21 protein-coding genes and 1 pseudogene are annotated in these 25,713 nt (G+C 56.3%); 9 read left to right on the top strand and 13 right to left on the bottom strand.

Annotated features, from left to right (window positions below; genetic code table 11):
* Nucleotides 1-53: 53 nt before the first annotated feature.
* From FHJ80_RS12900 to FHJ80_RS12885, 4 genes are all read right to left on the bottom strand, one after another.
* The gene (locus tag FHJ80_RS12900) at nucleotides 54-1,199 is read right to left on the bottom strand and encodes a TAXI family TRAP transporter solute-binding subunit (RefSeq protein ID WP_139527711.1); all 1,146 of its coding nucleotides are present in this window, start codon (nucleotides 1,197-1,199) and stop codon (nucleotides 54-56) included.
* Between the two features lie 19 nt (nucleotides 1,200-1,218).
* The gene (locus FHJ80_RS12895; RefSeq protein WP_139527708.1) at nucleotides 1,219-3,225 is read right to left on the bottom strand and encodes a TRAP transporter fused permease subunit; all 2,007 of its coding nucleotides are present in this window, start codon (nucleotides 3,223-3,225) and stop codon (nucleotides 1,219-1,221) included.
* Nucleotides 3,226-3,274: 49 nt separating this feature from the next.
* The gene (locus FHJ80_RS12890; RefSeq protein ID WP_139527707.1) at nucleotides 3,275-4,435 is read right to left on the bottom strand and encodes a TAXI family TRAP transporter solute-binding subunit; all 1,161 of its coding nucleotides are present in this window, start codon (nucleotides 4,433-4,435) and stop codon (nucleotides 3,275-3,277) included.
* 220 nt (nucleotides 4,436-4,655) lie between these two features.
* Nucleotides 4,656-6,359, bottom strand: coding sequence for a SulP family inorganic anion transporter (locus FHJ80_RS12885; RefSeq protein WP_139527705.1), 1,704 nt, complete (start codon nucleotides 6,357-6,359; stop codon nucleotides 4,656-4,658).
* A gap of 235 nt (nucleotides 6,360-6,594) precedes the next feature.
* Between FHJ80_RS12885 and FHJ80_RS12880 the strand changes: the two genes are divergently transcribed.
* On the top strand, nucleotides 6,595-8,238 hold the full coding sequence (locus tag FHJ80_RS12880) for a methyl-accepting chemotaxis protein (RefSeq protein ID WP_139527703.1): 1,644 nt from the start codon (nucleotides 6,595-6,597) through the stop codon (nucleotides 8,236-8,238).
* Here FHJ80_RS12880 and rarD read toward each other — a convergent pair.
* Nucleotides 8,212-9,117 carry an EamA family transporter RarD gene (gene rarD, locus FHJ80_RS12875; RefSeq protein WP_139527702.1) on the bottom strand — a complete coding sequence of 302 codons (906 nt, stop codon included), beginning with the start codon at nucleotides 9,115-9,117 and terminating at the stop codon, nucleotides 8,212-8,214. The two genes, FHJ80_RS12880 and rarD, sit on opposite strands and share 27 nt — an antisense overlap.
* Nucleotides 9,118-9,189: 72 nt before the next feature.
* On the opposite strand from rarD, the gene FHJ80_RS12870 reads away from it, so the two are divergent.
* Both FHJ80_RS12870 and FHJ80_RS12865 read left to right on the top strand, forming a co-directional pair.
* The gene (locus tag FHJ80_RS12870; protein WP_139527700.1) at nucleotides 9,190-10,005 is read left to right on the top strand and encodes an amidohydrolase; all 816 of its coding nucleotides are present in this window, start codon (nucleotides 9,190-9,192) and stop codon (nucleotides 10,003-10,005) included.
* The gene (locus FHJ80_RS12865; protein ID WP_139527698.1) at nucleotides 10,005-10,709 is read left to right on the top strand and encodes a pseudouridine synthase; all 705 of its coding nucleotides are present in this window, start codon (nucleotides 10,005-10,007) and stop codon (nucleotides 10,707-10,709) included. The genes FHJ80_RS12870 and FHJ80_RS12865 overlap by 1 nt, the downstream gene beginning before the upstream one ends.
* A 161-nt stretch (nucleotides 10,710-10,870) precedes the next feature.
* Here FHJ80_RS12865 and FHJ80_RS12860 read toward each other — a convergent pair whose 3' ends face one another.
* The 6 genes from FHJ80_RS12860 to gloB form a co-directional block, all read right to left on the bottom strand.
* The gene (locus FHJ80_RS12860) at nucleotides 10,871-12,463 is read right to left on the bottom strand and encodes an ABC transporter ATP-binding protein (RefSeq protein ID WP_139527697.1); all 1,593 of its coding nucleotides are present in this window, start codon (nucleotides 12,461-12,463) and stop codon (nucleotides 10,871-10,873) included.
* Nucleotides 12,456-13,529, bottom strand: a complete 1,074-nt coding sequence (locus FHJ80_RS12855; RefSeq protein WP_139527695.1) for an ABC transporter permease — start codon at nucleotides 13,527-13,529, stop codon at nucleotides 12,456-12,458. Before FHJ80_RS12855 ends, FHJ80_RS12860 begins: the two co-directional genes overlap by 8 nt.
* Nucleotide 13,530: 1 nt before the next feature.
* Nucleotides 13,531-14,604 carry a microcin C ABC transporter permease YejB gene (locus FHJ80_RS12850; protein ID WP_139527693.1) on the bottom strand — a complete coding sequence of 358 codons (1,074 nt, stop codon included), beginning with the start codon at nucleotides 14,602-14,604 and terminating at the stop codon, nucleotides 13,531-13,533.
* Nucleotides 14,605-14,717: 113 nt separating this feature from the next.
* Nucleotides 14,718-16,595, bottom strand: coding sequence for an extracellular solute-binding protein (locus FHJ80_RS12845; protein ID WP_139527691.1), 1,878 nt, complete (start codon nucleotides 16,593-16,595; stop codon nucleotides 14,718-14,720).
* Between the two features lie 69 nt (nucleotides 16,596-16,664).
* Entirely contained in the window at nucleotides 16,665-17,888 is a 1,224-nt protein-coding gene (locus tag FHJ80_RS12840) for a transglycosylase SLT domain-containing protein (RefSeq protein WP_139527689.1), read from the bottom strand.
* A gap of 30 nt (nucleotides 17,889-17,918) precedes the next feature.
* Entirely contained in the window at nucleotides 17,919-18,686 is a 768-nt protein-coding gene (gene gloB, locus FHJ80_RS12835) for a hydroxyacylglutathione hydrolase (RefSeq protein WP_139527686.1), read from the bottom strand.
* 113 nt (nucleotides 18,687-18,799) lie between these two features.
* On the opposite strand from gloB, the gene FHJ80_RS12830 reads away from it, so the two are divergent.
* From FHJ80_RS12830 to nudC, 4 genes are read left to right on the top strand one after another with little or no spacing between them, the layout of a single operon-like run.
* On the top strand, nucleotides 18,800-19,597 hold the full coding sequence (locus FHJ80_RS12830) for a class I SAM-dependent methyltransferase (RefSeq protein WP_139527684.1): 798 nt from the start codon (nucleotides 18,800-18,802) through the stop codon (nucleotides 19,595-19,597).
* A complete protein-coding gene (rnhA, locus tag FHJ80_RS12825; RefSeq protein ID WP_139527683.1) occupies nucleotides 19,590-20,075 on the top strand; it encodes a ribonuclease HI in 486 nt (161 codons plus the stop codon). Before FHJ80_RS12830 ends, rnhA begins: the two co-directional genes overlap by 8 nt.
* Nucleotides 20,057-20,794 (top strand): DNA polymerase III subunit epsilon, encoded by a 738-nt coding sequence (gene dnaQ / locus FHJ80_RS12820; protein WP_139527682.1) that lies wholly within the window; start codon nucleotides 20,057-20,059, stop codon nucleotides 20,792-20,794. The genes rnhA and dnaQ overlap by 19 nt, the downstream gene beginning before the upstream one ends.
* Nucleotides 20,787-21,563, top strand: a complete 777-nt coding sequence (gene nudC, locus FHJ80_RS12815) for an NAD(+) diphosphatase (RefSeq protein ID WP_139527680.1) — start codon at nucleotides 20,787-20,789, stop codon at nucleotides 21,561-21,563. Before dnaQ ends, nudC begins: the two co-directional genes overlap by 8 nt.
* 7 nt (nucleotides 21,564-21,570) lie before the next feature.
* On the opposite strand, the gene FHJ80_RS12810 is transcribed toward nudC, so the two are convergent.
* Nucleotides 21,571-21,882 (bottom strand): SCP2 sterol-binding domain-containing protein, encoded by a 312-nt coding sequence (locus tag FHJ80_RS12810; protein ID WP_139527677.1) that lies wholly within the window; start codon nucleotides 21,880-21,882, stop codon nucleotides 21,571-21,573.
* Nucleotides 21,883-22,042: 160 nt separating this feature from the next.
* On the opposite strand from FHJ80_RS12810, the gene sohB reads away from it, so the two are divergent.
* Nucleotides 22,043-23,089, top strand: a complete 1,047-nt coding sequence (gene sohB, locus FHJ80_RS12805; protein ID WP_139527675.1) for a protease SohB — start codon at nucleotides 22,043-22,045, stop codon at nucleotides 23,087-23,089.
* 26 nt (nucleotides 23,090-23,115) lie between these two features.
* Here the strand turns inward: sohB and FHJ80_RS12800 are convergent, their stop codons facing one another.
* On the bottom strand, nucleotides 23,116-23,436 hold the full coding sequence (locus tag FHJ80_RS12800; protein WP_139527673.1) for a metalloregulator ArsR/SmtB family transcription factor: 321 nt from the start codon (nucleotides 23,434-23,436) through the stop codon (nucleotides 23,116-23,118).
* Nucleotides 23,437-23,732: 296 nt separating this feature from the next.
* Between FHJ80_RS12800 and FHJ80_RS12795 the strand changes: the two are divergent.
* Nucleotides 23,733-25,655: pseudogene (locus tag FHJ80_RS12795) on the top strand (propionyl-CoA synthetase); the annotation flags it as partial.
* Nucleotides 25,656-25,713 lie beyond the last annotated feature (58 nt).

Genomic DNA, 25,713 nt, shown 5'->3' with positions numbered 1-25,713 from the left:
GCCCAGAGGCGGCCGAACGTGTAGAACTGCTGGCGGATAGCGATGCTGCATGGTTAGAAAACGGGATTTAATCCGGCGTCTTCAAGGGCGGTGCGGCGTGCTTCCATCCAGCCGTCGATGAACGCCGTTTCCTCTTCTGGCGCATTGGCTTGGTAGGTATCCCAGGTATCCATCAGAAGCTGCTGACGCGCCACCAGGGCGTTTTGGTGGGCGTCCATGTCATCGGTCCATACGCCGCTTTCTCGGTAATACTCGACCACGGCGTCGTGGAAAGGCACTACCCAGGTCATATTTTGGTTCTCCAGCGCATAGCCGCTGGCCCCCGGGGCGTTATCCTTGTAGTCGTCGAACGACTCCACCAGCGTGGTAATCAGGCCGGTGACGGTTTCTGGCGCTAAATCAGCGTTGCCCACCATGATCGGATAGGGATAGCTGGCGCTGGCAAGCGGCTGGTCAGCGTTAATACCTGCGCCTGAAGTGACGTCGTGGGGTTGGAAGTAGGGCGCCACCTCCAGCATCTGAGCCCAACCTGCTTCGTCTTCTGTGGGTAGCTCCGGCCACTGCAATCCACGCGGACTTGCCGCTAAGCGTTGGGCGGCAGGCGTCACCGTCGTAGTAATAGCGGCATCGGCACGACCGCTGATAATACCGTCGAAGGCGGCGTTGTAGCCGGGGAAATCGACACGTTCAACGTCATCCCAGGTCAGTCCGGCAAACGCCAGATAGGCCTCGGCGGCTTTGTTTAGCGCGTCGTCGCCACGAAGATAAGCTAATCGTTTACCTTCAAGATCGTCGATGGATGACATCGCTACGTCGCCTGCTACCGCCATGCCTAACCCAAAGCTGGCCATGGAGGTTGAAATCACGCGGATCGGCTGCGGGCCCCAGTCCGGCCCCGCGAACATCATCACGCCTTCGGAGCCGTAGTAGCTGGCAATGCCGCAGGCGCACAGATCCACACGACCGGTTTTCAGTGGGGTCATGCGCATGGTGTCGTTTTCACCGGGAATGACCCGGGACTGGGTGCCATGCTCCTCCTGAAGCAGCTGGCTAATCGCCATGATCTGCGCATGGCCGCTGGTGCCGGTGCCGTAAGCTGTCCAGTTCAAGGTGCTAGGCATGGCGCTGACGCTCCCTGCCGCCAGCAACCCCGCCGTTAAACTACCGAGTACAAGAGTGAGGGTTGTTTTTGTGCTCATAAGACTCCTCGGGGTGATATTAAGCATTAGCAGTGAGCGAACGCTGGTGATGGCGTTGGCTTAGGCGCGCAAGCGCAACGCCCGGTAGCAGCGCCGCTGCGGCCAAGCCGATTAATTCCCACTGGCTGAGGGGCACCATGCCACCACCGGGTAGTGCCAGTAGCAGGCCTGCTATGAGCACGAGCGCGCGGATGACCATTTCTTGTAGGGCGCCGTAGCCCAGCCGACCCACGCCCATCAGGTAACCTTGCATGGCAGAGGCAAACAGGACGATGCCGATCACCGCTTGGATGAACACGGCAACGATCATCAGTGGTTCGCCCTGCATGATCAGCGCAGGGTTGAGTACGAATAGGAAAGGAATAAAGTAAATCACGCTGCCTAGACGCATGGCCTGCAGCCCGGTTTCCATCGGGCGGGCGCCTGCCACGGTGGCTGCTGCAAAGGCACCCAGCGCGACGGGAGGGGTAATAAAGCTGAGCATGCCCCAGTAGAGAATGAACATGTGAACCGCCATGGGATCCAGGCCGCCGCCCTGAATCAGTGCAGGAGCCAGCGCCACCGCTAGGAAGATGTAAGCCGCGGTGACGGTCATGCCAATGCCCAGCACGAAGCTGGTGACCGCGCCCATGATCAACAGCAGTGGCACGCTACCACCAGCGATATTGATGAAGTCGTTGGCAATGGTGCCCGACAAGCCGGTCATGGAGAGCGCACCGACCAACATGCCAACGCCCGCTAGAATGGCGATCAGTTCGGCAAACAGTTTGGCCGCGGATGACAATGTCTCCGTGACATCCTTCCAGCCCCAGCGGTTGTGCTTGGAGAGCTGATTGAGCACCAACAGCAGGGCGGTGGCGTAGAAGGGGGCCACGGCCTCGCGCTGCATGACCAGCAGCATCCATACCAGCAGGCCGAAAACGAAAATAAAGTACCAGCCCTCTTTTAGCGTTTGTTTGATCGAGGGTAGCTCAATGGCGGGTAGGCCTTTGATGTCGTTGCGCGCGGCATAGGCATCGATTTGAATGAACAGACCTAGAAAATAGAGAATGGACGGGATCACCGCCGCCAGGGCGACGGCGGCGTAAGGAATGTCCAGAAACATTGCCATCACGAACGCGGTGGCCCCCATGACAGGCGGCATCAACACGCCACCCGTCGAGGCGCAGGCTTCCACGCCGCCGGCAAACGAGCGGCTCATGCCAATCCGGCGCATGGCGGGAATTGAGAGCACCCCGGTGGTCAACACGTTACTGATCACACTGCCGCTCATGGAGCCCATCAAACCGCTGGAGAAAATCGATACCTTGGCCGGGCCACCTCGCACATGGCCAAGCAGTGCAAATGCCAGATTAATGAAAAACTTGCCGCCGCCGCTTTTTTGCAGCACCACGCCAAAGACCAGAAAGCCGATCACCAAGCCTGCGAAGGCCTGTAGCGGTACCCCCATGATGCTTTCGGTGCTCATGGTGTGGTACATCGCCGTTTCAGAGAGGCTGGAAGGGAACGCTTGGATAGGTCCAGGGACGATATCGGCGACCAACGGGTAAAGAGAAAACAGTCCAGCAATGATCGCAATGGGCAGGCCGCCCGCCCGTCGAGCGGCTTCGATGATCAGTAACCAGTAGGCGTAGCTGAAATAAATGGCGATATCAGGAGCGGCAAACGCCCAGCCGCGCTCGAGAATAGGGACGGCGTTGTAAACAAAGTAGCCGCCTACGATCAGCGTTGCGGCGCTCAGCAGGTAGTCATACAAGGGAATGGGTTGCTCCTGCTGGCTGCTGCGCATGGGCCATAGCAGAAACACCAGCGGCAGAAGCAGTGCCACCACTGCGTAGTAAAACTGCGTTTCTAGCCCGGTGACGAACGTGAGCCAGCCCCAGTTAAACAGGTAGTCCAACGTCATCATCATGAGGAGCACGGTGACGGTGGCCGGTACCCAACGAAGCGCCAGTGGCAGCTCGCGAATTTGGCTGATTTTTTCTTTGACCTGCGCCGTGTTGGCAGGTGGTGTTTCAGTGCTCATAGGGCGTTCCATCCATCGGCAGGGGCGGCGAGCGCCGCCCCATGGCGAGTTACTCGAAGATCGGCTCGAATCCAGCCTCGGCGAGGGCTGAAGCGCGAGCGGCCATCCAATCGGTGGTAAACGTGTCGGCATCGCTGGGGGCATCTTGCATAAACTGCTCCCAGGCCTGCATCAATACGTTTTGCCGCTCGACGAGCTGGTCTTGGTGGGCCTGCATCTCATCGGTCCACACGTCGATCTCTTTGTAGTACTCCACTACGGCGTCGTGGAAAGGAATCACCCACTGTAAATCCTGGTACTCGAGTGCGTAGCCCACCGCCCCCGGCGCGTTATCTTTATAGTCGTCGTAGTTCTCTTGCATCGCTTTGATCAAGCCGTAAGCGACGCTGTCATCGAGATCCTGGTTGGCGACCACAATCGGATACGGGTAGCTGGCGCTAGGCACCGGATTATCGGCGCTGATACCACCAGCCCCAGCGGTGACTTCATGGGGGCGGAAATAGGGCGCGACGGCAGCCATGCGCTCCCAGCCTGCCTCATCGTTAGGATCCAGTACTGGCCAGCTGACGCCGCGTGGGCTACTGGCAAGCTGCTGAGCGGGCGGTGTCACGGTGGTGGTAAAAGAGGCGTCTACATCACCCGCAATAATGCCATCAAAGGAACGAGCGTAGCCCGGATAGTCTACGCGTTCGACGTCATCCCAGGTCAAGCCTCCAAAGGCGAGATACGCCTCAGTGCCTTTGTTGAGCGCGTCGTCACCACGAATGTAGGCAATGCGCTTGCCCGCTAGGTCGGCTGGGGTCTCGACACCGAGATCTCCTGCGACCGCCAACGATAGTCCAAACGATGCAGTGGAGGTCGTGATCACGCGCAGCGGCTGCGGGCCCCAGTCGCGGTCGGCAAACATCATGACCCCTTCCGCGCCATAGTAGCTGGCAATGCCGCAGGCACACAGATCAACACGACCCTGCTTGAGGGGCGTCATACGGGAGACATCGTTATCGCCGGGCAGAATGCGTACCGATGAGTCGTACTTATTCTGCAGCATGTTGCCGATGGCGACAGCTTGAGCGTAGCCGCTGGAGTTGGTGCCGTAAGCGGTCCAGGCCATGGTGCTGGGGAGGTCTACTTCGCTAGCGTGGCTGACCGCCACCCCTAACAGTGAGAGCGGAAGGGCGGCGATTAACAGGCGGTGAGCAAACGGATGCATTGAAATGCTCCTTTATTGTGGTTGTTACTGTTAGAGGTGTTACGTTCGATTACATTTTGTTTTGCTATGCGGTATTTGGTTTTGCTTAGTGGTCGAGTGATAGTAGGTAAGGCCGGAGAGGCTGTCAACGCTGTTCTCATAGGCGACTACAAATAGTCTTTAGTGCAATGTAAAAAGCCAGGCGGTTGCCTGGCTTTTCAGAAAGTTATGAGGCTAAAAGCTAAGAAAATTCCCGCCATGCGGCGTAGGTGCTTAAGAACACTCGCCCGGTTAACGCTTCCAGAAAGTCGCTTTTTTTCAACTGGTCCATCACGGGCCCTTTTACCTCGGACAGGTGTAGTTTGACGTCGGAGTCCTTCAAGCGGGCATTGATGGCATCCAGGCTCTCTAAGGCAGAGGCATCGATCAAGTTGACCGCTGAACAGATCAGCACGACATGCTCGAGCTCTGGGCGGCTAGCCACCAAGTTGTAGACGGTATCTTCCAAATAGCGAGCATTGGCAAAGTAGAGGCTTTCATCGATGCGCAGTAGGGCTGCGTTGCTGACGGTTTCCACATCGTGCCGCTCCACGTTACGAAAATGCTCGGTATCGGGCACTCGGCCCACAAGCGCGCTATGAGGGCGGCTGGTGCGGTATAAAAAAAGTGCAATAGAGAGCGTCACCCCGCCAATGATCCCCGCTTCGATCCCTTCCACCAGCGTCAACAGAATAGTGACCGCCATGGCGGCAAAATCGCTGCGGGAGTAGCGCCAGGTTTGGCGCAGCATGGGCAAATCCACCAGCGTCAAAATAGAGACCGTGATAGTGGCTGCCAGAGTGGCGATGGGCAGATAGTAGAGCCAGCCAGTAAAAGCCATGGTCACTAGTGCAATACCGAGCGCGGCAAAGGCTCCGGCAGCCGGCGTTTGTGCCCCTGCATCGTAGTTGATGACAGTGCGCGATAGCCCGCCCGTGACGGGCATGCCGCTGGTGAATCCAGCCGCTAAGTTGGCGGCTCCCAATCCAATCAACTCTTGATTGGGAGAAATACGCTGGCGCCGCTTAGCGGCCAGCATTTGACCCATCGAGACCGATTCCACGAAGCCCACTAAACTGATCAACATGGCGGGGATGATGAGGGTCCGCCAGAGTGACACATCGCCCCAGGGAAAACTCAAGGCGGGCAGGCCACTGGGTATGGTGCCGACGACCGCCACGTCTTCGCGGTAAGCGAGCTGCCAATACCACGTGACCAGCGTGGTGACGATCACGGCGAATACCGGGCCAGCTTTGGTGATCAAATCGGCGAGCGTGACGGGCACGCCCAATGACATCAGACTTCGTTTGCCGTAACGGCGCATCAGTACCAGAAACAGCAGCGTCCCTCCGCCAATGGCCATGGTAAAGGGGTTATAGGTGGAGAGGTTGGGAAGCAGCGTCATCAGGCGTTCTACCAAGGTAAAGCCGCTGCTGGAGATGCCCAGTAGGCTGCCTAGCTGGCTAACGGCAATCAATATGCCTGAAGCGGTCAAGAAGCCAGATATGACCGGGTGGCTCAAAAAGTTGCTAAAAAAGCCCATTTTCAGCGCACCCATGGCCATCAGCATAGCGCCTGATAGCAGTGATAGTACCAGGGCTGCTTGAACGTACTCCGCTGACCCTGGTGCCGCCACAGATGAGAGGGCAGCGCCTGTCATGAGCGCTATGATCGCCACAGGCCCCACCGCCAGCGTGCGGCTAGTGCCCAAGAGGGTATAAAGCAACTGGGGCAGAATGCTCGCATATAGCCCCACGACCGCTGGCAGACCTGCCAGCAGTGCATACGCCAACGACTGAGGAATGACCATGACGGTCACGATCAAGCCTGCCAGAAGGTCTGCCCCGAGCAAACGCTGATGGTAATGAGGTAGCCAGTTGAAGATGGGCAAATAGCGTTTGAACATAAGCTCCTGAGCATCTGCTGAATAGGTATCGACAAAGTAACGTTAAAAGGACTGATAGTTTAGCGCGTTACGCGCTGAATGACGGCATTGGCCACGCTATCTCATCGTTATGTTGGCCTTCCCCCAAAGTGCTACTTATTTCATTAGCATAACCCGTTAAGCTCACTGAGAGAGCAGCCTCTCCCTATCGCATCGTTCAAAACTCAACAACGTCAATTAAAAAAGAGTGACTCATATGCGACTATTTCGTTGGCTTGTACCATTGCTACTGATCATTGCGGCGACGTTGCTAGTGTCGCTTTCCGGGCCATGGGCCTATGCGGCACTGGTATGCGCAACGCTAGCCGGCGTGACGGCGGTGGCCAGCGCCCTTTATGCGATTTATAACGCGGGTCACCAACCTTCGAGTCAGCGCGAACTACTGAAGCCGCTGCGTGATTACGGTTCCTTGCGGGCCATGTCGTACCGATTGATGAAACGGGCTAGCAGTACCGCCATCGCCTCGGCAGAAGTGTCTCACTATGCCGACCTAATGGCTCAGCGCTTGGGCAAACAGGAGGGTATGGCAAGCGAGGCATCCTCGAGCATGAGCGCGATCAACACCGCTATCGTGCAGGTGAGCGCCAGTGCGTCTCATGTGGCCGCATTGGCTGAGAGCGCACGGCAGGCGAGCCATCACAATCACGATGAGCTGACGGCGATCATTCACGACATGACCGAGGTGGCCGAACGCTCTAGCCAAGCGCTTGAGATGTTAACGGCGCTCAACGATAAAATCGAACGCGTTCGAAATGTGACCTCCATGATCGAAGATATCGCAGAGCAAACGCATCTTCTCTCACTGAATGCGTCTATTGAGGCGGCTCGCGCTGGTGAGCATGGGCGGGGGTTTGCCGTCGTCGCAGGAGAGGTGCGTAATCTGGCGATGAAAACGTCTACCGCTACGCAGAGCGTCGACGAGTTGGTTAAAGATATGCACCAAAGTGGCCATAGCGTGGTGGTTACGATGGGCGATTTGATGACCCGGGTACGCGAGCGTTCTCAAGGTATGCAGCGGGTGGGTAGCAGTTTAGCGACGATGACCGAAGAGTTCGATCAAGTTCAGCAAGAGATCACCAGCGTTGCAGAGGCAATGAGCAGCACCAGAGCGCACAGCCAAACCGTCGCCGACAGCCTGCGTCAATTGGAGAAGGATGTCGACGAAGGCAATCGCAACATGCATGAACTCGCCTTACAAGCGCGAGCGCTGATGGACGCTGCCGAAGGGGTCGACGGCGAGCTAGCGCAACAGCGGCTGCTAGGGCGGCATCAAACGGTCTTTCTAGCCGCTCGGCGCACTGCCGATCATATCGGAAAGCTGTTCGAGGCGGCTATTGCCCGAGGAGAGCTGTCCGAAGCCATGCTATTCCAGCCCGACTATGCACCCATAGACGGTACACGGCCACCGCTCTACCACACGGGATATGACCACTTCACTGATCAGCAACTGCCTACGCTCCAAGAGCCGCTACTCGGTGAATATAGCCTAAGCTATGCCATTGCCTGTGATCGAAATGGTTACGTACCCACCCATAACGCGGCGGTGAGTCGTGAGCCGACTGGCGACTATGAGCACGATCTCAAATACTGCCGCAGCAAGCGTATTTTTGACGACCCAACCGGGAGTCGCTGTGGTACCCACGAAAAGCCACTGTTACTGCAGACCTACAAACGCGATACGGGAGAGATCATGCATGACCTCTCCGTGCCTATTTATATCAACGGCAAACATTGGGGCGGTTTCCGGGTAGGGTATCAGCCCGAAAAAGAAACCGCCGAAGGTTTGAGCGATCAACAGGCAGTGCTGGCGAACTCAAGCCATCGCCTGGCGCGGGCGTGACTGCCAGGATGACCAAGAGTAGAGCGCCAAGCCCGTCCAGATCATCATGAACGTGGCGAGTTGAATCAGGCCTAGCGGCTCGCCGAATACCGTCAGCGCAATCAAAAACTGGATGCTGGGGTTGATGTACATCAGAAATCCCAGCGTTGCTAATCGTAGGCGGCGGGCCGCACCAGCAAACGCCATAAGAGGGAGGGCAGTCAAAACGCCACTTACGACGAGAAGCGCAGACATAGGGGCATCATGCAAAAAGTGCGACGCTCCCTGCCAGCTCATCCACGTGAGCGCGAGCAACGCTAAAGGAAACAGCAGCAGTGTTTCTACGAAAAGTCCCGATAATCCATCCAGCGGCACCTGCTTACGAAACAATCCATAGCTACCAAAGCTCAATGCTAGCAGTAAGCTAATCCACGGTAACTCGCCTAGCATGACGAACTGAATGGTAATCGCCAGGCTGGCAAGGCCCAAGGCCACTAGCTGTAATTTGGCCATCACTTCACGCAGCACTAGCATACCCAGTGCCACGTTCACCAAAGGGGTGAGAAAGTAGCCTAAACTGGCCTGAAGCACTTGTTGGGTTTCGACGGCATAAATGTAAATGCCCCAGTTAAAGGCAATGAGCAGCGCACAGGCCAGTACACGCCCTAGACGTCTGGGCTCGATCAGCGCAGCCATTACCGGCGGCCAGCGCCGCAGTATGCTGATCAATCCCACCAGAAATAGGCACGACCATAAAATTCGATGTATCAAAATCTCGAGAGCCGGGACCCCATCGAATAGAGCAAAAAAGAGCGGGAAGCACCCCCACATAGTGTAGGCCGTCAAGCCGAACATAACGCCCTTTACCGCCTCGGGGTCTCGCGTAGCGGATGGAAGCATAGCAGCCTCATTAAGTAAAAATGCTAATCTAGCACACTATCAACGAACACACCGACGCAAAGGAGACGTGGCATGAGCCAATTGAAAACTAGCTTGGTGCAGTGCGATTTACGTTGGGAAGACCCGCAAGCCAATCATGAACATTTAGAGGCGCTGCTCGGTGATTTGGATGGTCGCGATACGGATCTGATCGTGTTACCCGAGATGTTCGCCACAGGCTTTACCATGAACTCTCGTGAGATGGCGCAGCCCATGGCCGAGAGTCAGAGCGTGGCGTGGCTACAGAGCCAGGCGCAGGCGAGAAACTGTGTTCTGACGGGGAGTGTGGCCATTGTAGATGATGGCCAATACTACAATCGCATGGTTTGGGCGACGCCTGACGGTGAATTGCACTACTACGATAAGCGTCACCTGTTCCGCATGGCTGGCGAGCACGAGCGCTACGGGATGGGGTCAACGCGCCATATCGTCGAACTCAAGGGGTTCAAGCTTCAATTGAGCGTATGCTACGACCTACGCTTTCCCGTTTGGATGCGCCAACAGCCAGCAGAGGATGAACATTTCGAGTATGATGCCATCCTGTGCGTCGCCAATTGGCCCGCTCCCCGTCGACATCCCTGGCGTACGCTGTTACAAGCACGCGCGGTAGAGAACCTCGCCTATGTGGTAGGGGTAAATCGTGTGGGTGAAGATGCCAAGGGGCTGGCCTATAGCGGCGACTCCATGCTGGTCGATTTTAAAGGCGAACCGCTGATCGACCAGCCCGCCCATACTCCGTTCATTGAAACGGGGGTGTTAGATAAAACGGAACTCGATGCTTTTCGTGACAAATTTCCTGCTTGGCAAGATGCCGATCGCTTTACGTTACTGCCAGGAGTCGGGCAATAATGCGGCTTGATCGTTTTTTAAGTGAAACCACACCGCTGACTCGCAGTTTGGCAAAACGTGCGCTTAAAAACGGAGAAGTGACCCTCAATGGCGAGCACATCAAACAGGCGGCCACCCAGATTGATACCGGCAACGATGAGGTACTGCTCAACGGCGAACGGCTTACCTTGGTGGGCCTTCGTTACCTGATGATGCATAAACCCGCAGACGTGGAGTGCACGGCGCGCCGGGGGCTCTATCCGCGGGTGATTGACATTATCGACGTGCCCAAGGTCGAACGATTACAGCCAGTCGGGCGTTTAGACGTGGACACCACCGGCCTGTTACTGCTGACTGATGATGGCCAATGGTCTCATCGGGTGACTTCGCCACGCCATCGCTGTGCTAAAGTCTACGTGGCCGAGCTTGCCGACCCTATGGAAGACGAGACCGCCGAATGGGCAGTAGAGCAAGTCGCTCAGGGGATTCTTCTTGAGGGTGAAGAAACACCGACGCACCCGGCCATCCTTCGATTCGTGACTCCCAAGAAAGCGGAGCTAACCATTACGGAAGGGCGTTACCACCAGGTAAAACGCATGTTCGCCGCGTTAGGCAATCATGTTACTGCGTTGCACCGCCACTCGGTAGGTGACGTAGTGCTGCCTGATGACCTTGCCCCAGGCGAGTGGCGTGAGCTTACACCTGGAGAGATCGCTAGTTTCTAGCCAGTATTTCGCTGTTGAACGCTGCCCGCAGCATACTGCTGCAGGCAGCGTTTTAGTGCGTTCTTTTTATACCGTTATCTTAATTGTTGACGCTTCTCAAAGCCAACGTCACCTTTTAAAGATGACAGACTAAACGGTTAACCAACGACAAAAGGCACGTATTAGTTGAGGTGTGCCGCTTCGATAAGGGCCTTGGTATAGGGGTGGCGGGGGGCAGCCAGTACCTCAAGGCAGTTCCCTTGTTCGATCACTTCGCCATCTTTTAGCACCATGATTCGGTGAGCCATGGCGCGCACCACGGCGAGATCATGGCTGATGAACAAATAGCTGAGCTGGCGGCGTGCTTGCAGGTCGCGTAGTAGCACCACGAGCTGCTTTTGCACGGTACGGTCGAGCGCAGAAGTGGGTTCGTCCAGCACAAGAAGCTCCGGCTCTAAAATGATCGCTCGAGCGACGGCAATGCGTTGACGTTGGCCACCGGAAAACTCATGAGGGTAGCGGTCAGCGCAGCTCTTTGGCAAGCCGACCTCACTTAGAGTGCGGTGAACTCGCTCGGTCACTTCCATCTCACTCAGCGTTGGGAAGTGAAAGCGTAACCCTTCACTGATGATATCGAACACGGGCATACGGGGAGATAGGGCGCCATATGGGTCCTGAAACACCATTTGAAAACGGTGGCGCTGACGGCGTAACGCTTCCCCAGTGAACTGGCTCAGCGTCGTGTCGCCCAGCTTGACGTCGCCTTGGCTCGCTACCAAGCGCATGATGGCGGAGGCAAGGGTCGTCTTTCCAGATCCCGACTCACCGACGATGCCTAGTGTTTCACCTGGTGTAAGGGTGAGATCAGTGGCTTTTAGCGCTTCGAATGCGGGCGGTTGACGCTGGAATAGGCGTGTTTTAGGGCGCGCGAAACTGACCCGGAGTTGTCGAGTGGTCAGCAAAGAGTGAGTGTTCGAAGGTTCGGCTGGGCGGCCCTCAGGCTCAGCGGCAATCAACGTTTTAGTGTAATCGCTTTGCGGTCGGCGAAACACGTCCTCTACTCGACCGCTTTCCTGCAACTTGCCTTGGTACATGACGCAAACGCGATCGGCATGACGACGGACCAGATTAAGATCGTGGCTAATCAGCAATACGCCCATGTCGTGACGGTCACGTAGCTCTTTGAGTAGCGCTAGGATGTCCTGTTGCACGGTCACATCCAGCGCGGTCGTCGGTTCGTCGGCAATCAATAGCGCAGGGTCGTTAGCAATCGCCATAGCGATCATCACCCGCTGGCGCTGGCCACCGGAGAGCTGGTGGGGCCAAGCGTCCAGAAGTTCTTCTGGCCGAGGCAGCTTGACCTGCTCGAGAAGCGCTTTGGCTCTCTGCCGGGCCGCTTGGCCATTTAGGCCTTGGTGTAGTCGGAGGGTTTCGCCAATTTGCTTGCCGATGCGATGCAGAGGGTTGAGTGACGTCATCGGCTCCTGAAAAATGAACCCCACGCGGTTGCCGCGAATGCCGTTCCAGTCACGTTTGCTTAGCTGTGTTAGATCGGTGCCTTCTAGCCAACGTTGACCGCGCACTTCTGCATTGCTGGGCAATAGGTCAATGGCACCCAGCGCAGAGACCGACTTTCCTGACCCAGACTCGCCAACGATCGCGAGCGTTTCACCCGGGCTTACCGACAGTGAAAGGTCATCTACAACGACCTTGCCATCAAAGGCCACCGTGAGTCCATCGAGTGTCAGCAGCGGTTGTGGGGTTGGCTCAGACATGAGTCGTTTCCTGGGCAGTAGAGGGACGCTGCTTAACGTGGCGCGGGTCGAACGCATCGCGCAAACCTTCCCCGATAAACACCAACAGAGACAGCATGATGGCTAGGGTCATGAAGGCGGTAATGCCAAGCCACGGCGCGTGCAGATTGTTCTTGCCCTGTGCGGCGAGTTCCCCGAGCGACGGGGCCCCGGGTGGCAATCCAAAACCTAGAAAATCCAGTGCCGTTAGGGTCCCAATGGCGCCGGTAAAAATGAACGGAATGAACGTTAGGGTAGCGACCATTGCATTGGGCAGCACGTGGCGCCACATGATCAGGCGAGAGGGCAACCCCATGGCTTTTGCGGCGCGGACGTACTCCAGGTTGCGGGCGCGCAGAAATTCGGCGCGCACGATGTCGACCAGCCCCAGCCAGGAAAAGAGCAGCATGATACTTAGCAGCCACCAAAAGCCTGGCTGTACGAAGCTTGCCAGTATGATCAGTAAAAACAGCACCGGCAGTCCCGACCAGATTTCGGTGATTCGTTGACCGATCAAGTCGACTTTGCCACCAAAAAAGCCCTGCACGCCGCCTGCGATAACACCGATCACCAGCGAGCCCGCCGTCAATACCAGCGCGAACGCCACAGAGAGCCTGAAGCCGTAAATGACGCGGGCCAAGACATCGCGGCCTTGGTCATCGGTGCCTAGCCAGTGGCGGCGGTCTGGCGGTGCAGGGGACGGGCGCGTCATCTGCATATCGAGCGTTTGGTATGAGAACGGAATGAGGGGCCAGAGCGCCCAGCCGTGGTTGCTAATCTGTTGCTGAATGAAGGGGTCTAGATAATCCGTGCGGGTCGGTAAAAAGCCACCAAACTCGGTTTCTGGATAATCGACCAATAGCGGCACGTACCACTGACCGTCGTACTGCATGACGATGGGTTTATCGTTGGCGATGAGCTCGGCGAATAAGCTGATGAGAAACAGAACGGCGAACAGCCACAGCGAAACCCGCGCGCGGCGATTATCGCGAAACGCGGCGAGTCGCCGAAGCGTGATGGGCGAGAGGCGAGAGGTGATTGCGTACATATCAAGACTCCCTCGACGCGAAATCGATGCGCGGGTCGACCCACACGTAGGTAAGATCCGATACCAGTTTGAGCAGCAGGCCAATCACGGTATAGAGAAAGAGCGTGCCAAAAATGACCGGATAGTCGCGCTGCATGACGGCCTCGAAACCAAGCAGGCCAAGGCCATCCAGTGAGAAAATCACTTCGATGAGCAGCGCACCGGTAAAGAAAATACCAATCATGGCTGATGGCAGCCCAGCGATGATGATCAGCATGGCGTTACGAAACACGTGCCCGTAGAGCACGCGTTGCTCATCGGCACCTTTGGCGCGTGCGGTGAGCACGTACTGCTTATGTATTTCATCCAAAAAGCTGTTTTTGGTCAGCATGGTCAGGGTGGCAAAACTGCCGATTGAGGCCGCGATAACGGGCAGCGTGATATGCCAGAAGTAGTCTTTTATCTTGCCCCATGCCGACAGATCGTCAAAGTCTGGCGAGGTTAGCCCGCGTAGCGGAAACCAATCTAGATAGGTTCCCCCAGCAAACAGAACGATGAGTAGAATGGCGAATAGGAAGCCGGGAATGGCGTAGCCAACGATCACCAGCCCCGATGTCCAAACGTCGAAACGCGAGCCATGGCGTAGCGCTTTGCGAATGCCCAGAGGAATGGAAATCAGGTAGACCAGCAAGGTGGTCCATAGGCCGAGTGACACCGACACGGGGAGCCGCTCTATCATTAAATCGATCACCGGACGATCACGAAAGAAACTGGTGCCAAAATCAAAGGTTAGGTAGTCCGTCATCATGCTGATGAAGCGTTCATGGGCAGGTTTGTCGAAACCAAACTGCTGTTCGAGCTGCTCGATGAAGCGCGGGTCGATGCCCCGTGCGCCACGGGAATCATCATTGATCTGAACATCCGCACCGCCCATGTCCAAGCGTGTACTGGCCATGGCATTGGCACCTTCGAAGCGAGCCAGCATTTGATCGATCGGCCCGCCTGGCGCGGCTTGTACGATCATGAAGTTGAGCAGCATGATACCGAACAGCGTCGGAATCATTAGTAGCAGTCGGCGTAAGGTATAGCGAGCCACAGTGCACTCCATGAATGGACGACAACAAGGAGGGTTGTCGGCAAGCGTTATCGGCGCTGGTTATCAGCGATGGTTGGCAGCATTCGTTCAAACTCACCCCGGGGCAGGCTTGCCTATCGGCGGCGATTGCGTCGCTGAAGCGCCGCTTCACGTTCGGTATCTACCCACCAAGCATCGAGATCCATGGCGTAATCAGGAAAAGGTTCTGGGTAGCCAAACTTATCCCACACGGCGATGCGTGTCTCGCCAGAGTGGTAATGCGGAATCACATAAAAGCCCCAACGTAGCACACGGTCAAGGGCGCGGGTGGCCGTATCCAGTGATTCCCGGTCATCGGCTCGAATGATCTCTTCCACCAATGCGTCGACGGCTGGATGGGCCAGCGCCATACGGTTGCGGCTCTGTGGCGCTTCGGCGGCAGCGCTGGTCCAGTAATCGCGCTGTTCGTTACCAGGGTTATTGGATTGAGGAAAGTGGCTAATGACCATGTCGTAGTCGTAATCCCGCACCCGGTTAAGGTACTGGTTGATATCGACAATGCGCATGGACGTCTGGATGCCTAGGCGTGCCATGTTGCGTAACATCGGTTGTACCACGCGCTCCAGCCCTGAATCATATAGGAGCACTTCGAGGGAGAGGGGGCGCTCCTGATCATCTACCAGTACCCCCTCCTCAACGCGGTAGCCTGCCTCACGAAGCAGGCTTAACGCCAACCGCAGCCGCTCGCGTAGTTCAACCGGGTGATCGATGGGTAAGGGCGCCGTAAACAGCCTGTCTGATCGATGTGACGCCAAAAGCTCATCACGGTATGGCTGTAGTAGCGCCAGTTCCTCATCGGAAGGCATGCCGACCGCTTCCATTTCGGAGTTTTGAAAGAAGCTCTCGGTTCGGGCGTAAGTGTTGTAAAAAATATTGGTATTGAGCCAGGGGAAGTCGAACGTCAGGCTCAAGGCTTCTCGTACACGTGGGTCCTGAAACTTCTCTTTACGCAGATTGAAAACGAACGCCTGCATCATCGATGGGTTAACGTCTGGTACGGTAATCCTCTCGATTAGCCCGTCACGGTAAGCAGGAAAATCGTAGCCGATGGCCCAGGTGGCGGCACGCGCATCGATACGAAAATCGGTGAGGCCCGCTTTGAACGCTTCCCAGGCAATGTCCCGATCCCGGTAGTACTCGTAGATGACCCGACCGATGTTATAGCGCCCGATATTGACGGGCAGGTCTTTACCCCAATAGTTTTCGTCGCGCTGATAAACGATGCGACGCCCAGGGTCTACCTCACTAATACGGTATGGTCCTGAGCCAGGGTGAGCGGCAAGCGTCGGAGCGCTAAAATCACGAGGCTCCCAATAATGTCGGGGTAGGATGGGAAGCTGCGCCACGATCAGGGGCAACTCTCGAGAGTCGGTGTCATTGAATTCAAAGCGCACCTGATGCTCGTTCAACGCGATGGCTTGCTCGACGCCTGCGTAATAACTGGCATAGAAAGGGTTGCCCTGGTCGCGAAGAAGGTCGAACGAGAAAACGACGTCGTAGGCGGTTAGGGGCTCTCCATCCTGAAAGCGGGCTTGTTCGCGCAGGTCAAACTCGATCCAGCGACGCTCCGGATCCAAACGCACGCCTTCTGCTAACAGGCCGTAAAGGCTAAAAGGCTCGTTAGGGTTACTCGCCATCAACGTGTCATAGATTTGCGAGATACCGGTGGCTGGCGTACCGCGAATGATGAAGGGATTGGTCGAGTCGAAGCTGCCGCCGACCGCAGTGTGAGTGATGGAGCCACCCTTGGGCGCTTGAGGGTTGACGTGGGGGAAGTAGGCGAAATCTTCGGGTAGCGCCGGGCTATCGTAAAGCGATAGCCCATGTACCGTCTCGACCGGGACGGTACTGGGCGCGCTGCCAAGCATCTCTTCCGAGGCCCATAGCGAACAGCTCAGCAGCAGTGTGCTGATCAATAATCCCGTCTTTTTGAGCATGACGCTGCGTGCCATCGGTAAACTTCCTGTTGTAACCTTGCCTCAACGTTATAATGCCCGTGTATGACTGTGCTATCGGCTCTGCTACTGATCCGAGAGTGACAGTAGCTGCCCAGGCTGAAGGGCTTCGGGGCGCTCGATAGCATTCCAGCGGATTAAGTCTTGCTGATCAACGTTATATCGGGCAGCAATCGTTGACAGATTATCCCCTCGCTCGACGCGATGCACCTCTGGGGTAGCGGTCGAGGCCAGCGTCGTGTCGTTGGCTTGCGAAAGCTGAGCTAATACCTGCGTATCTACCTCTTCTGGCACCAGGAGCGTCTGCGCGCTACGTGGGTCGAGGCTGCCATTGAGCAGACCAGGGTTTAGCTCGGCTAGCGCTGATTGGCTGACATCCAATAGTTGGGATGCTTGTGCCAAGCTGACGGGCTGCTCCAGCTGCACTTTGGCAAAGGCAGGATCTGGATGGATGTCCGGCAGTTTGACGCCATACTTGTCAGGTTCGTTGATGATGGTGGCAATGGCTTTTAACTTGGGTACGTACTGCATGGTTTCATGGGGCAGTGATAGGTCCCAATATTTGCCAGCTAGCCCTTGACTCTGTGCTTGGCGCTGGGCACGGTTAACAGTGCCTGCGCCCGCATTATAAGCGGCTAGCGAGAGCATCAGATCTCCCTCGTACCACTCATCGGCCTGCATTTCCAGATAATCTAGCGCTGCTTCCGTCGAAGTGACCACATCCAATCGGCCGTCATAGTTGCCATTGCGTACTAGCCCCAATGCGTCACCCGTACCGGGCATGAACTGCCATAAGCCGGCTGCACCGAGATGGCTGCGTGCGCTAGGGTCAAAGGAGCTCTCGACAAATGGAATCAGAGCGATTTCACCGGGTAAGCCGCGGTCGCTCACTTGTTGAGCAATCCAAGCGAGCCACGGTGTGGCACGTTCGGTAATGGCCGCGATGTTTTCCGGGCTAGAGCGATAGTACTCGATCCATTCATCGACTCTGGATTGAGCATCGGCGGGAAGGTTCTTATCCTGCCACTGGAAGCTCGAGCGTAGCGAGCTCCACGCATCCTGGGGCTCCAGTACCAGCGACTCCCAGAAGTGGTGATGCAGCGCAGTGGGCTGGAAGCGTGCGGTGCGTTCGTTCCCATTATTCGCCACGGCATCATTGACGGTGGTATAGGTCAGATTTGGATCGGTGGCAGACGCTTGTGAGCTGGCTGCAGCGGCCAAAAAAAGGCCCATTACTACGGTACTCCCAGCGCTTAACAATAAGCGCTGGCGAATCGTTCGATAGGTCATAGTCGGGTTCGTTTCTAGTCGATAGCGTTCTTAAAAACGGTTCTTCCACTCCCGAAGAGTGGTGAACGTAGCGAGATTGTCATCGTTAGACCCCTGGCATCCCGCCGCTTGGCGCACGCTGTCGGTGCCCACGCGCAGGTAGGGGTTGATCGTCAGCTCGCGTCCTATCGTGCTGGGTAACGTCGGCCGGTCCAATGCCCGTGCCTTCTCACACTCCTGCAGTGCGTATGTCACAGCGTCATTGTCAGGGTCGGCAGCACGTGCAAACGTCAGGTTCGCTTGCGTATATTCATGCGCTGCAAAGACCAGTGTATCCTCGGGGAGTTCCGCTAAACGATTCAATGAGCTGAACATTTGCTCGGGTGTGCCTTCGAACAGGCGCCCGCAGCCTGCGCAAAACAGCGTATCGCCGCAGAAAAGCAAGGCGGGAATGCCGGGAGCGAAATAACTAATGTGGTCAAGAGTGTGTCCCGGTGTCGCCATGACATCGAACAGGCGACCCATGATGCGCACCTGATCACCGTCCCTCACGCGAACGTCGATTCCTTGGATGTCAGGGTTGTCGGGGCCAATGACGCGAGGAGAGTAGCGTTTGATGAGCGCATCCAAACCGCCAACGTGATCCTGGTGATGGTGAGTGATCAGTATGGTGTCTAGGGTGAGCGCCTCACGTTCGAGGATGTCAATGACAGGCGCTGCTTCACCGGGGTCCACCACGCAAACGCTTTGACTGGTATCTTGTCTTATGAGCCAAATATAGTTGTCGCTTAGGGCGGGTATCGGTGTCACGCTCATCATGGGCGAGATCCTTTGAATGCTAAAAATGCGTAAAGTCCAACCATGCGCTGTCGCGCGCAAAACTGATACAAATAGACGTTAAAAAGCCGTTACTGTGGAGGGAAGCGCCGTTTATGTCAAATTCGCCAAAAGCCGACAGCTTGGCGCAGCGCTTGACCTGCGCGCAGGCTTACTGGCAATCCGATGCAGGCCGAGCGCTTTGGGAAACCCAACGTGCCTGCCTGGGCCCTGTGGTAGAAGGCCGCAAAGGCGGCCACAGTCTCGAAATGGGCATGGGGCCAGCAATGATGGGTATGTCATTGATTACACACCCGATTCGCTGGGCTCCCAGCCGCGCCTTGGCAGAGAGCGATGCCTCGTTGGTGTGCCCGCCGGATCAATGGGCACTGCCTGACCGTTGCCTGGATACGGTGGTCATTCACCACTGGCTGGAACACCTTCATGAGGCTCACCATACCCTTCGGGAGGCGGCTCGCGTAACGGCGGATAATGGCGTTCTGGTTCTGTTTGGATTCAACCCGCTCGGTTTGAATGGCTTAACACAGCGCTGGCGCAAGCAACAAACGGCCTTCCCCTGGAACGGCCACTGGCGTTCGGCGAACCGTTTAAAGGATTGGTTGGCGTTTGTCGACTTTGAGGTTGAGCGCGTAGACTACTGCTGTTTTCGTGGCCCACTCAGTACAGCTTGCGGTGTGCGCTGGGAGGCTTGGGGGAGGCGGCATAATTTGCCGCTGGGCGAAAGTTATATGATCCAAGCCCAACGACGCCAGCGTCATGCCCCCGTTCAGCGCGTCAAATTTGGTCTAAGTGCTCCGATCGCGCCCTCTTCGTTGGGCGCTACACGGACGGGCGCTCCCTGGAGCCACTCGAAGAGCCAGCGTCGTTTAAAAAAGGATAGTGAACGTGATTAAGCAAGCAGCCGAGGGGCTGCCCCAGGTAACGGTGTATACCGATGGGGCCTGTCGAGGAAACCCGGGCCCAGGCGGCTGGGGTGTCGTGTTGGAAAGCGGACCCCATCAAAAGACATTGAAAGGCTATGAGGCCGAGACCACCAACAACCGCATGGAGTTGACGGCAGCGATCATGGCACTGCGTGCTTTGAACAAGCCTTGCAGCGTTGCGTTATGGACAGACTCGCAATACGTCCGCCAGGGCATTACCCAGTGGATCCATAACTGGGTCAAACGCGGCTGGAAAACGGCGGCCAAGCAGCCTGTCAAAAATGCCGAATTGTGGAAAACGCTTCATGAAGAGACGCATCGCCATCGCGTAGAGTGGCACTGGGTGAAAGGGCATAGCGGCCATCCAGGCAACGAGCGTGCCGATGAGCTGGCCAACGAAGCCATCGATGAACATCAAAGGAGAGCGGCATGCGTCAAGTCATCCTAGATACGGAAACGACGGGTATCGATCCCAAAGATGGGCACCGTTTAGTGGAGATTGGTGCCGTCGAGATGGTCAATCGTCGTTTTACCGGACGTACTTACCATCAGTACATCAATCCCGAGCGCCATATCGACGCCGAGGTGGTCGCGGTCCACGGCATCGATGATGCCAAAGTAGCGAACGAGCCTGTATTTGCTGAGATCGCCGATGCGTTTTGGGCGTTCATCGAAGGGGCCGAATTGGTCATTCACAATGCCCCCTTCGATGTTGGGTTCATCGATCACGAGCTTGGCATGCTCAACAAACGCCGTCGGGCACCCGCGCTCGGACCGGTGCGAGACCATTGCCGAATCCTCGATACGTTGGTCATGGCGCGTGAAATGCACCCGGGGCAACGTAATAATCTTGACGCATTGTGCAAACGTTATGATATCGACAATGGACACCGCGTACTTCACGGCGCTTTGCTAGACGCCGAAATACTGGCCGATGTGTATCTGGCTATGACCGGCGGCCAAACGGCGCTGACCTTGGATGCCGATAGCGGCAGTGACAAGCGTCAGCAGAATGAAGCGAACGAAGGTCTTTCGGTGCGTCGCTTATCACTGTCGCCTGGGCAACTGCGTGTCATTCGCCCCACCCAAGAGGAGCGGGCAGCTCATCAGGCCAAATGTGAGGCGCATCAGTTGCGCTGGCTAGACGGATCCGCTGCCGATGCTTAAGCGCCAAATCCCCCATCATGTCAAAGAGGGGCGTGTGATACGTGTCTCTCGCAGTTACATTGCGCCTGCGCCTATCAAGAGTGAGCTATCGCCGCTGCAGCCTCTCCAACCATGGACTGAGCAGATGCAGCCACTGTGCTATTGGTACGATGAACCGGTGGCACTGCTGGTGGAAACCCAACCCGGCGACGACTGGATAGAGGGGCGACAGTGGCTGGGACAGTTGCCCGAATCTTGGTTTAGCTTGCTGTCGACGGCACTACAAGTGGGTGCTTGGCTGGAGAATCACCGTTATTGCGGACGTTGCGGAGAAAGAGCCACCAAGCTCGAAGCCGAGTTTGCTATGCACTGTCACGCCTGTGGGCACCGTAACTATCCGCGCATTTCGCCCTGTATCATTACGCTGGTCACCAGCGGTGAGGCGATGCTGCTAGCGCGCAGTCCGCGCTTTCCTCCCGGGCGCTACTCCACGTTGGCCGGTTTTATCGAACCGGGAGAGTCTGCGGAGGAGGCCGTGCATCGAGAAATTTTCGAAGAGGTAGGGGTGCACGTGGATCGGTTACGATATCACCATAGTCAGGCGTGGCCCTTTCCGCACTCGCTCATGCTGGGTTTTTTTGCCGAGGCCACGACAAAGCGCATTCGGATCGATGGTGTAGAGATTAGCGATGCTGCATGGTTCTCGCCGCGGCAGCTTCCGTCGCTGCCGCCGCCTTACTCCATTTCTCGCGACTTGATTGAAACGCATTTAGCAAGGTGGCGCGAGTAGGACGTGTTTATTGGCTGGGGAACAGGCTGGTCAGCTTGGTGGCGAGCATGACGTTACCGGTGGCCTTCAATTTACCGGTCATGAACGCCGTCATGCCATTGATCTCACCGTTCATGATGCCCTTCAGCGTGTCCGTACTCATGCTCAGGCTGACCGACGGATCGTCGTGCTCGCCCTCATGCACGCCGAGCGTACCATCCTGGATATCCAAGTAGTGACTGCCCGCATCGGCGAAGTGAAACTGAAAGACTTCGTGCATCCCTTTGGCCGCCTCGGGGTTAAAGCGAGATTGCAACTTATCAAGTGTGGTGGATGACATAGGATCGTTCCTAAGTGTGAGTGGTGTCATTAACGTACCATGTTTGGATGAGATTATTTCAAACAATTGTTTTAATCAAGCCTGCGGTAACTAACGCCAAAAGCAGGCTTGATTGATAACAAAAAAGCAAACGTTTCAAACACAGCAGAGGAGAGTGATGATGGCTGAGTGGGTCGTGGAAATGGGCACATTCTTACTGCAAACCACGCTGATCATGGGGGCCGTCGCGCTATTGCTGATCATCGTTATGCGCAGCAAAGAGACTGGCGAACATGGCCTGAAGCTGCATGTCGAGTCGCTCAATGATCAGCGTCGGGCACGCCAGCGCCGTCTGCGTGTGACGACGACCGTCCAAGGGGCGCGTAAAAAGCTCATCAAAGCGTTTCGTCAGGAGGAGAAGGCCATGCAAAAAGCAGCCAAACAAGGTCATAGTGGCAGTTCATCGCAACAAAACGTTTGGGTCTTGGACTTTCATGGCGATATCAAAGCGTCTCAGGCGGAACGGTTTGCCCAGGAAGTGTCTGCGGTGATCGACGTAGCCAGTGGCGATGATGAAGTCATCGTCAGGCTCGAATCAGCGGGCGGTCTGGTACATGCCTATGGCCTAGCAGCCGCCCAGCTCGATCGGCTCAGAGAAGCGGGTCTGACGACGACGGTGTGCATTGACAAAGTGGCTGCTAGTGGAGGCTATATGATGGCCTGCACGGCCAGTCACATCAAAGCCGCACCATTTGCAGTGATCGGCTCGATTGGCGTAGTGGCGCAAGTGCCGAATATCCACCGCTTGCTCAAACGTAACGATATCGATGTCGAGCTGCTGACTGCCGGTAAATACAAGCGTACGTTGACGGTTCTGGGAGAGAACACCGAAGAGGGGCGCGAGAAGTTCATCGATGATTTGGAAAACACGCACCGTTTGTTCAAAGAGTATGTCTCCCGACATCGTCCAGAGATGGATATCGACACGCTCGCGACAGGCGAAATTTGGTATGGCAGTGAAGCGTTGGAGCAAAAACTGGTGGATAGTATCGGTACCAGTGAGGCTTACCTAGTGGAGCGGATCGCCAACGCACAGGTGTACCGCGTCAAGCTAGAGCCGCCGAAAACACTTAGCCGTAAGGTGGGGTTGGCGGTGTCGGCGGGGGTAGAGCATGCCATTGTGAAGGCGCTAGGCGTGGTCGATGCCGCAGGGTGGCAGCGCCGCTAACATCGGTGGCTGGCGGCGATGGTGCGCTACGCCGCATAGTGTTGCGCCAGGGTGGCGATGATCGCCTTGGCGCTTTCACTGCTCAGAGAGTAGTAAATGGTTTGTGACTCCCTGCGGGTATTGACCAACTGGTCACGACGTAAGATGGCTAGATGCTGTGACAAGGCCGATTGGCTCAACGAGAGCTGCTGATTGATTTGTGTCACTGACAATTCTTTCTCAGCCAGTAGGCACAGAATCTGCAAGCGTTTTTCGTTGGCTAGTGCTTTAAGCAATTGCGTGCCCGCCTCGATGGCGTGACCATTATGTTCCAGAAGTCGTGTAGCGGCGCTCGTAGAAGCAGACATGAAAATCTCCTTGCCTACACTGTTATGACAGCGTTGTTATAGGTTATGTAGCCATCGTCGCGTCGCGAGGATTGGGTTATTTAATGATCAGTAATTTAGGGGTTTTTGTCCAAATATGGGTTTAACGCTCTATCAATGATAATAGGTCGTGCGTTGTCGACAATACTGGCGTTTGGATGCGTCTTTGGTCGCGTTTACACCCATAGTATGAGGGTGGGTTGGTGAATTACTTTATAAAGTGTCGACAATCCATCTTTGCTTTAAAGATGCTCTTTCATTGACACAATAATCACAAGGTCACCATGAGCCTCTACCAGCGTACCTACCAACACGCCATCGAACATCCAGACATGTTTTGGGCCGAGCAAGCCAAGCGAGTGCCCTGGTACACACCACCTAGCACCATTCTCCATTACGATGAGCAGCAGCATGCGCGCTGGTTTCACGATGGAGAGCTGAATATCTGCTACGCCGCCATCGACTACCATGTCGAGCAAGGTCGCGGCGATCAGCCTGCGCTTTACTGGGACTCCCCGGTCACCAACTCAAAACAAACGCTGAGTTACCAAGCGCTGCGCGATCGAGTGGCGCATGTTGCGGGCGGGCTCGCCAAGCTGGGCGTGAACAAAGGTGATCGCGTGATCATCTATATGCCCATGGTGCCCGAAGCGATGATTGCCATGTATGCCTGCGCCCGCTTGGGCGCGGTTCATTCGGTGGTATTTGGTGGTTTTGCCCCCCATGAGCTGGCGGTTCGTATCGAAGATGCCGAACCCAAAGTGGTCATCGCTGCCTCCTGCGGTGTCGAAGTCGATAAAGTGCTGCCCTACAAGCCGATCGTCGACAAAGCTATCTCTCTAAGCAGCTTCAAGCCCGATGCTTGTGTGATCTACCAGCGCGATGTGCACCGCGTCGAGCTGCAGCCTGGCGATGTGGATTGGCAGACGCTGGAGGCAGAGGCGCTTTATGTTGAGTGTGTCCCCGTCAAAGCCACCGACCCGCTTTATATACTGTATACCTCTGGCACCACTGGGAAGCCGAAAGGGGTGGTGCGTGACACCGGCGGTTACGCCGTCGCCTTGGCCTACTCCATGGAAGCCATCTATGGGTTGAATCCCGGCGACGTCATGTTCACCGCCTCCGATGTGGGGTGGGTGGTGGGGCACTCCTATATCGTCTATGCACCGCTACTGCGCGGCTGCACGACCATCGTCTACGAAGGCAAGCCCGTTAAGACCCCGGATTCAGGGGCGTTCTGGCGCTTGATTGATGAGTACAAAGTGAAAAGCTTCTTCACGGCGCCCACGGCGTTTCGAGCTATCAAAAAAGAAGACCCCGAAGCCAAGCAGTTAGAGCAGTACGATATCAGTAGCTTGCAGCACTTATACGTGGCAGGCGAGCGTCTAGACCCGCCTACGTTCCACTGGTTAGACGACCTGCTCGATGTGCCGGTGATCGACCACTGGTGGCAAACCGAGACCGGCTGGCCGATTGCTGCCAACCTGCCAGGCATCGAAGCGGCGCCCACCAAAGCGGGTTCTGCGACATACCCCGTGCCTGGGTTCGACGTGCAAATAGTAGATCGCGATGGCGAACAGGCACCCGCCATGCAGCAGGGCAGTGTCGTCATCAAGCAGCCGCTCCCCCCGGGGTGTCTGGTAGGCATTTGGCGAGACCCACAGCGCTTTCATAGCGCTTATATGGCGGCTTACCCAGGTTTTTATTTGACCGGTGACGGCGGCTACTTCGATGAAGAGGGCTATCTTTTTATCATGGGGCGTACGGATGACGTGATCAATGTCGCCGGACATCGTCTCTCTACCGGTGAAATGGAAGAAGTGGTGGGGGCGCATCCTGCCGTGGCTGAGTGCGCCGTAATCGGTATTCACGATGAGTTGAAAGGTCAGGTGCCGGTCGGGTTGGTGATCCCCAAAGATGGCTTTAATGGCGATGAGGCAACGCTTGAAGCCGAGCTCATCGAGCGGGTTCGCGATCACATAGGCCCCATTGCGTGTTTCAAGCAAGTGCTGGTGGTCAACCGGTTACCCAAAACTCGCTCTGGTAAGATATTGCGCAAACTGCTGCGTAATATCGCCGATGGTAAATCCTTCGGGATACCCTCTACCATCGATGATCCGACCAGCCTGGACGATGTGCATACCGCGATGCGCGAACGCAATGTGGGTGCCGCTGATCAGGCTACTCCCACCGATCACTAATGCTGTGCTGCACGCGCCACCGCCCTGTAAGAGCCTAGCTGCCGGGGCGGTGGGGCGG

The sequence above is a fragment of the Halomonas sp. BL6 genome (assembly GCF_006228115.1).
Classification (GTDB): domain Bacteria; phylum Pseudomonadota; class Gammaproteobacteria; order Pseudomonadales; family Halomonadaceae; genus Vreelandella; species Vreelandella piezotolerans.
This window is presented reverse-complemented; position numbering and strand designations above follow the sequence as displayed.

What these genes read in the sequence shown, in the direction of transcription:
- FHJ80_RS12800 (WP_139527673.1), bottom strand. Translation starts at nt 23,436, where the DNA reads ATGTCTGCTTCTACGAGCGCCGCTACACGACTTCTGGAACATAATGGT.
- gloB (WP_139527686.1), bottom strand. Translation starts at nt 18,686, where the DNA reads ATGATGAGCGTGACACCGATACCCGCCCTAAGCGACAACTATATTTGG.
- FHJ80_RS12900 (WP_139527711.1), bottom strand. Translation starts at nt 1,199, where the DNA reads ATGAGCACAAAAACAACCCTCACTCTTGTACTCGGTAGTTTAACGGCG.
- FHJ80_RS12870 (WP_139527700.1), top strand. Translation starts at nt 9,190, where the DNA reads ATGAGCCAATTGAAAACTAGCTTGGTGCAGTGCGATTTACGTTGGGAA.
- FHJ80_RS12810 (WP_139527677.1), bottom strand. Translation starts at nt 21,882, where the DNA reads ATGTCATCCACCACACTTGATAAGTTGCAATCTCGCTTTAACCCCGAG.
- FHJ80_RS12865 (WP_139527698.1), top strand. Translation starts at nt 10,005, where the DNA reads ATGCGGCTTGATCGTTTTTTAAGTGAAACCACACCGCTGACTCGCAGT.
- FHJ80_RS12880 (WP_139527703.1), top strand. Translation starts at nt 6,595, where the DNA reads ATGCGACTATTTCGTTGGCTTGTACCATTGCTACTGATCATTGCGGCG.
- FHJ80_RS12855 (WP_139527695.1), bottom strand. Translation starts at nt 13,529, where the DNA reads ATGTACGCAATCACCTCTCGCCTCTCGCCCATCACGCTTCGGCGACTC.
- FHJ80_RS12830 (WP_139527684.1), top strand. Translation starts at nt 18,800, where the DNA reads ATGTCAAATTCGCCAAAAGCCGACAGCTTGGCGCAGCGCTTGACCTGC.
- FHJ80_RS12840 (WP_139527689.1), bottom strand. Translation starts at nt 17,888, where the DNA reads ATGACCTATCGAACGATTCGCCAGCGCTTATTGTTAAGCGCTGGGAGT.
- FHJ80_RS12860 (WP_139527697.1), bottom strand. Translation starts at nt 12,463, where the DNA reads ATGTCTGAGCCAACCCCACAACCGCTGCTGACACTCGATGGACTCACG.
- nudC (WP_139527680.1), top strand. Translation starts at nt 20,787, where the DNA reads ATGCTTAAGCGCCAAATCCCCCATCATGTCAAAGAGGGGCGTGTGATA.
- FHJ80_RS12845 (WP_139527691.1), bottom strand. Translation starts at nt 16,595, where the DNA reads ATGGCACGCAGCGTCATGCTCAAAAAGACGGGATTATTGATCAGCACA.
- rarD (WP_139527702.1), bottom strand. Translation starts at nt 9,117, where the DNA reads ATGCTTCCATCCGCTACGCGAGACCCCGAGGCGGTAAAGGGCGTTATG.
- dnaQ (WP_139527682.1), top strand. Translation starts at nt 20,057, where the DNA reads ATGCGTCAAGTCATCCTAGATACGGAAACGACGGGTATCGATCCCAAA.
- FHJ80_RS12895 (WP_139527708.1), bottom strand. Translation starts at nt 3,225, where the DNA reads ATGAGCACTGAAACACCACCTGCCAACACGGCGCAGGTCAAAGAAAAA.
- FHJ80_RS12885 (WP_139527705.1), bottom strand. Translation starts at nt 6,359, where the DNA reads ATGTTCAAACGCTATTTGCCCATCTTCAACTGGCTACCTCATTACCAT.
- sohB (WP_139527675.1), top strand. Translation starts at nt 22,043, where the DNA reads ATGGCTGAGTGGGTCGTGGAAATGGGCACATTCTTACTGCAAACCACG.
- FHJ80_RS12890 (WP_139527707.1), bottom strand. Translation starts at nt 4,435, where the DNA reads ATGCATCCGTTTGCTCACCGCCTGTTAATCGCCGCCCTTCCGCTCTCA.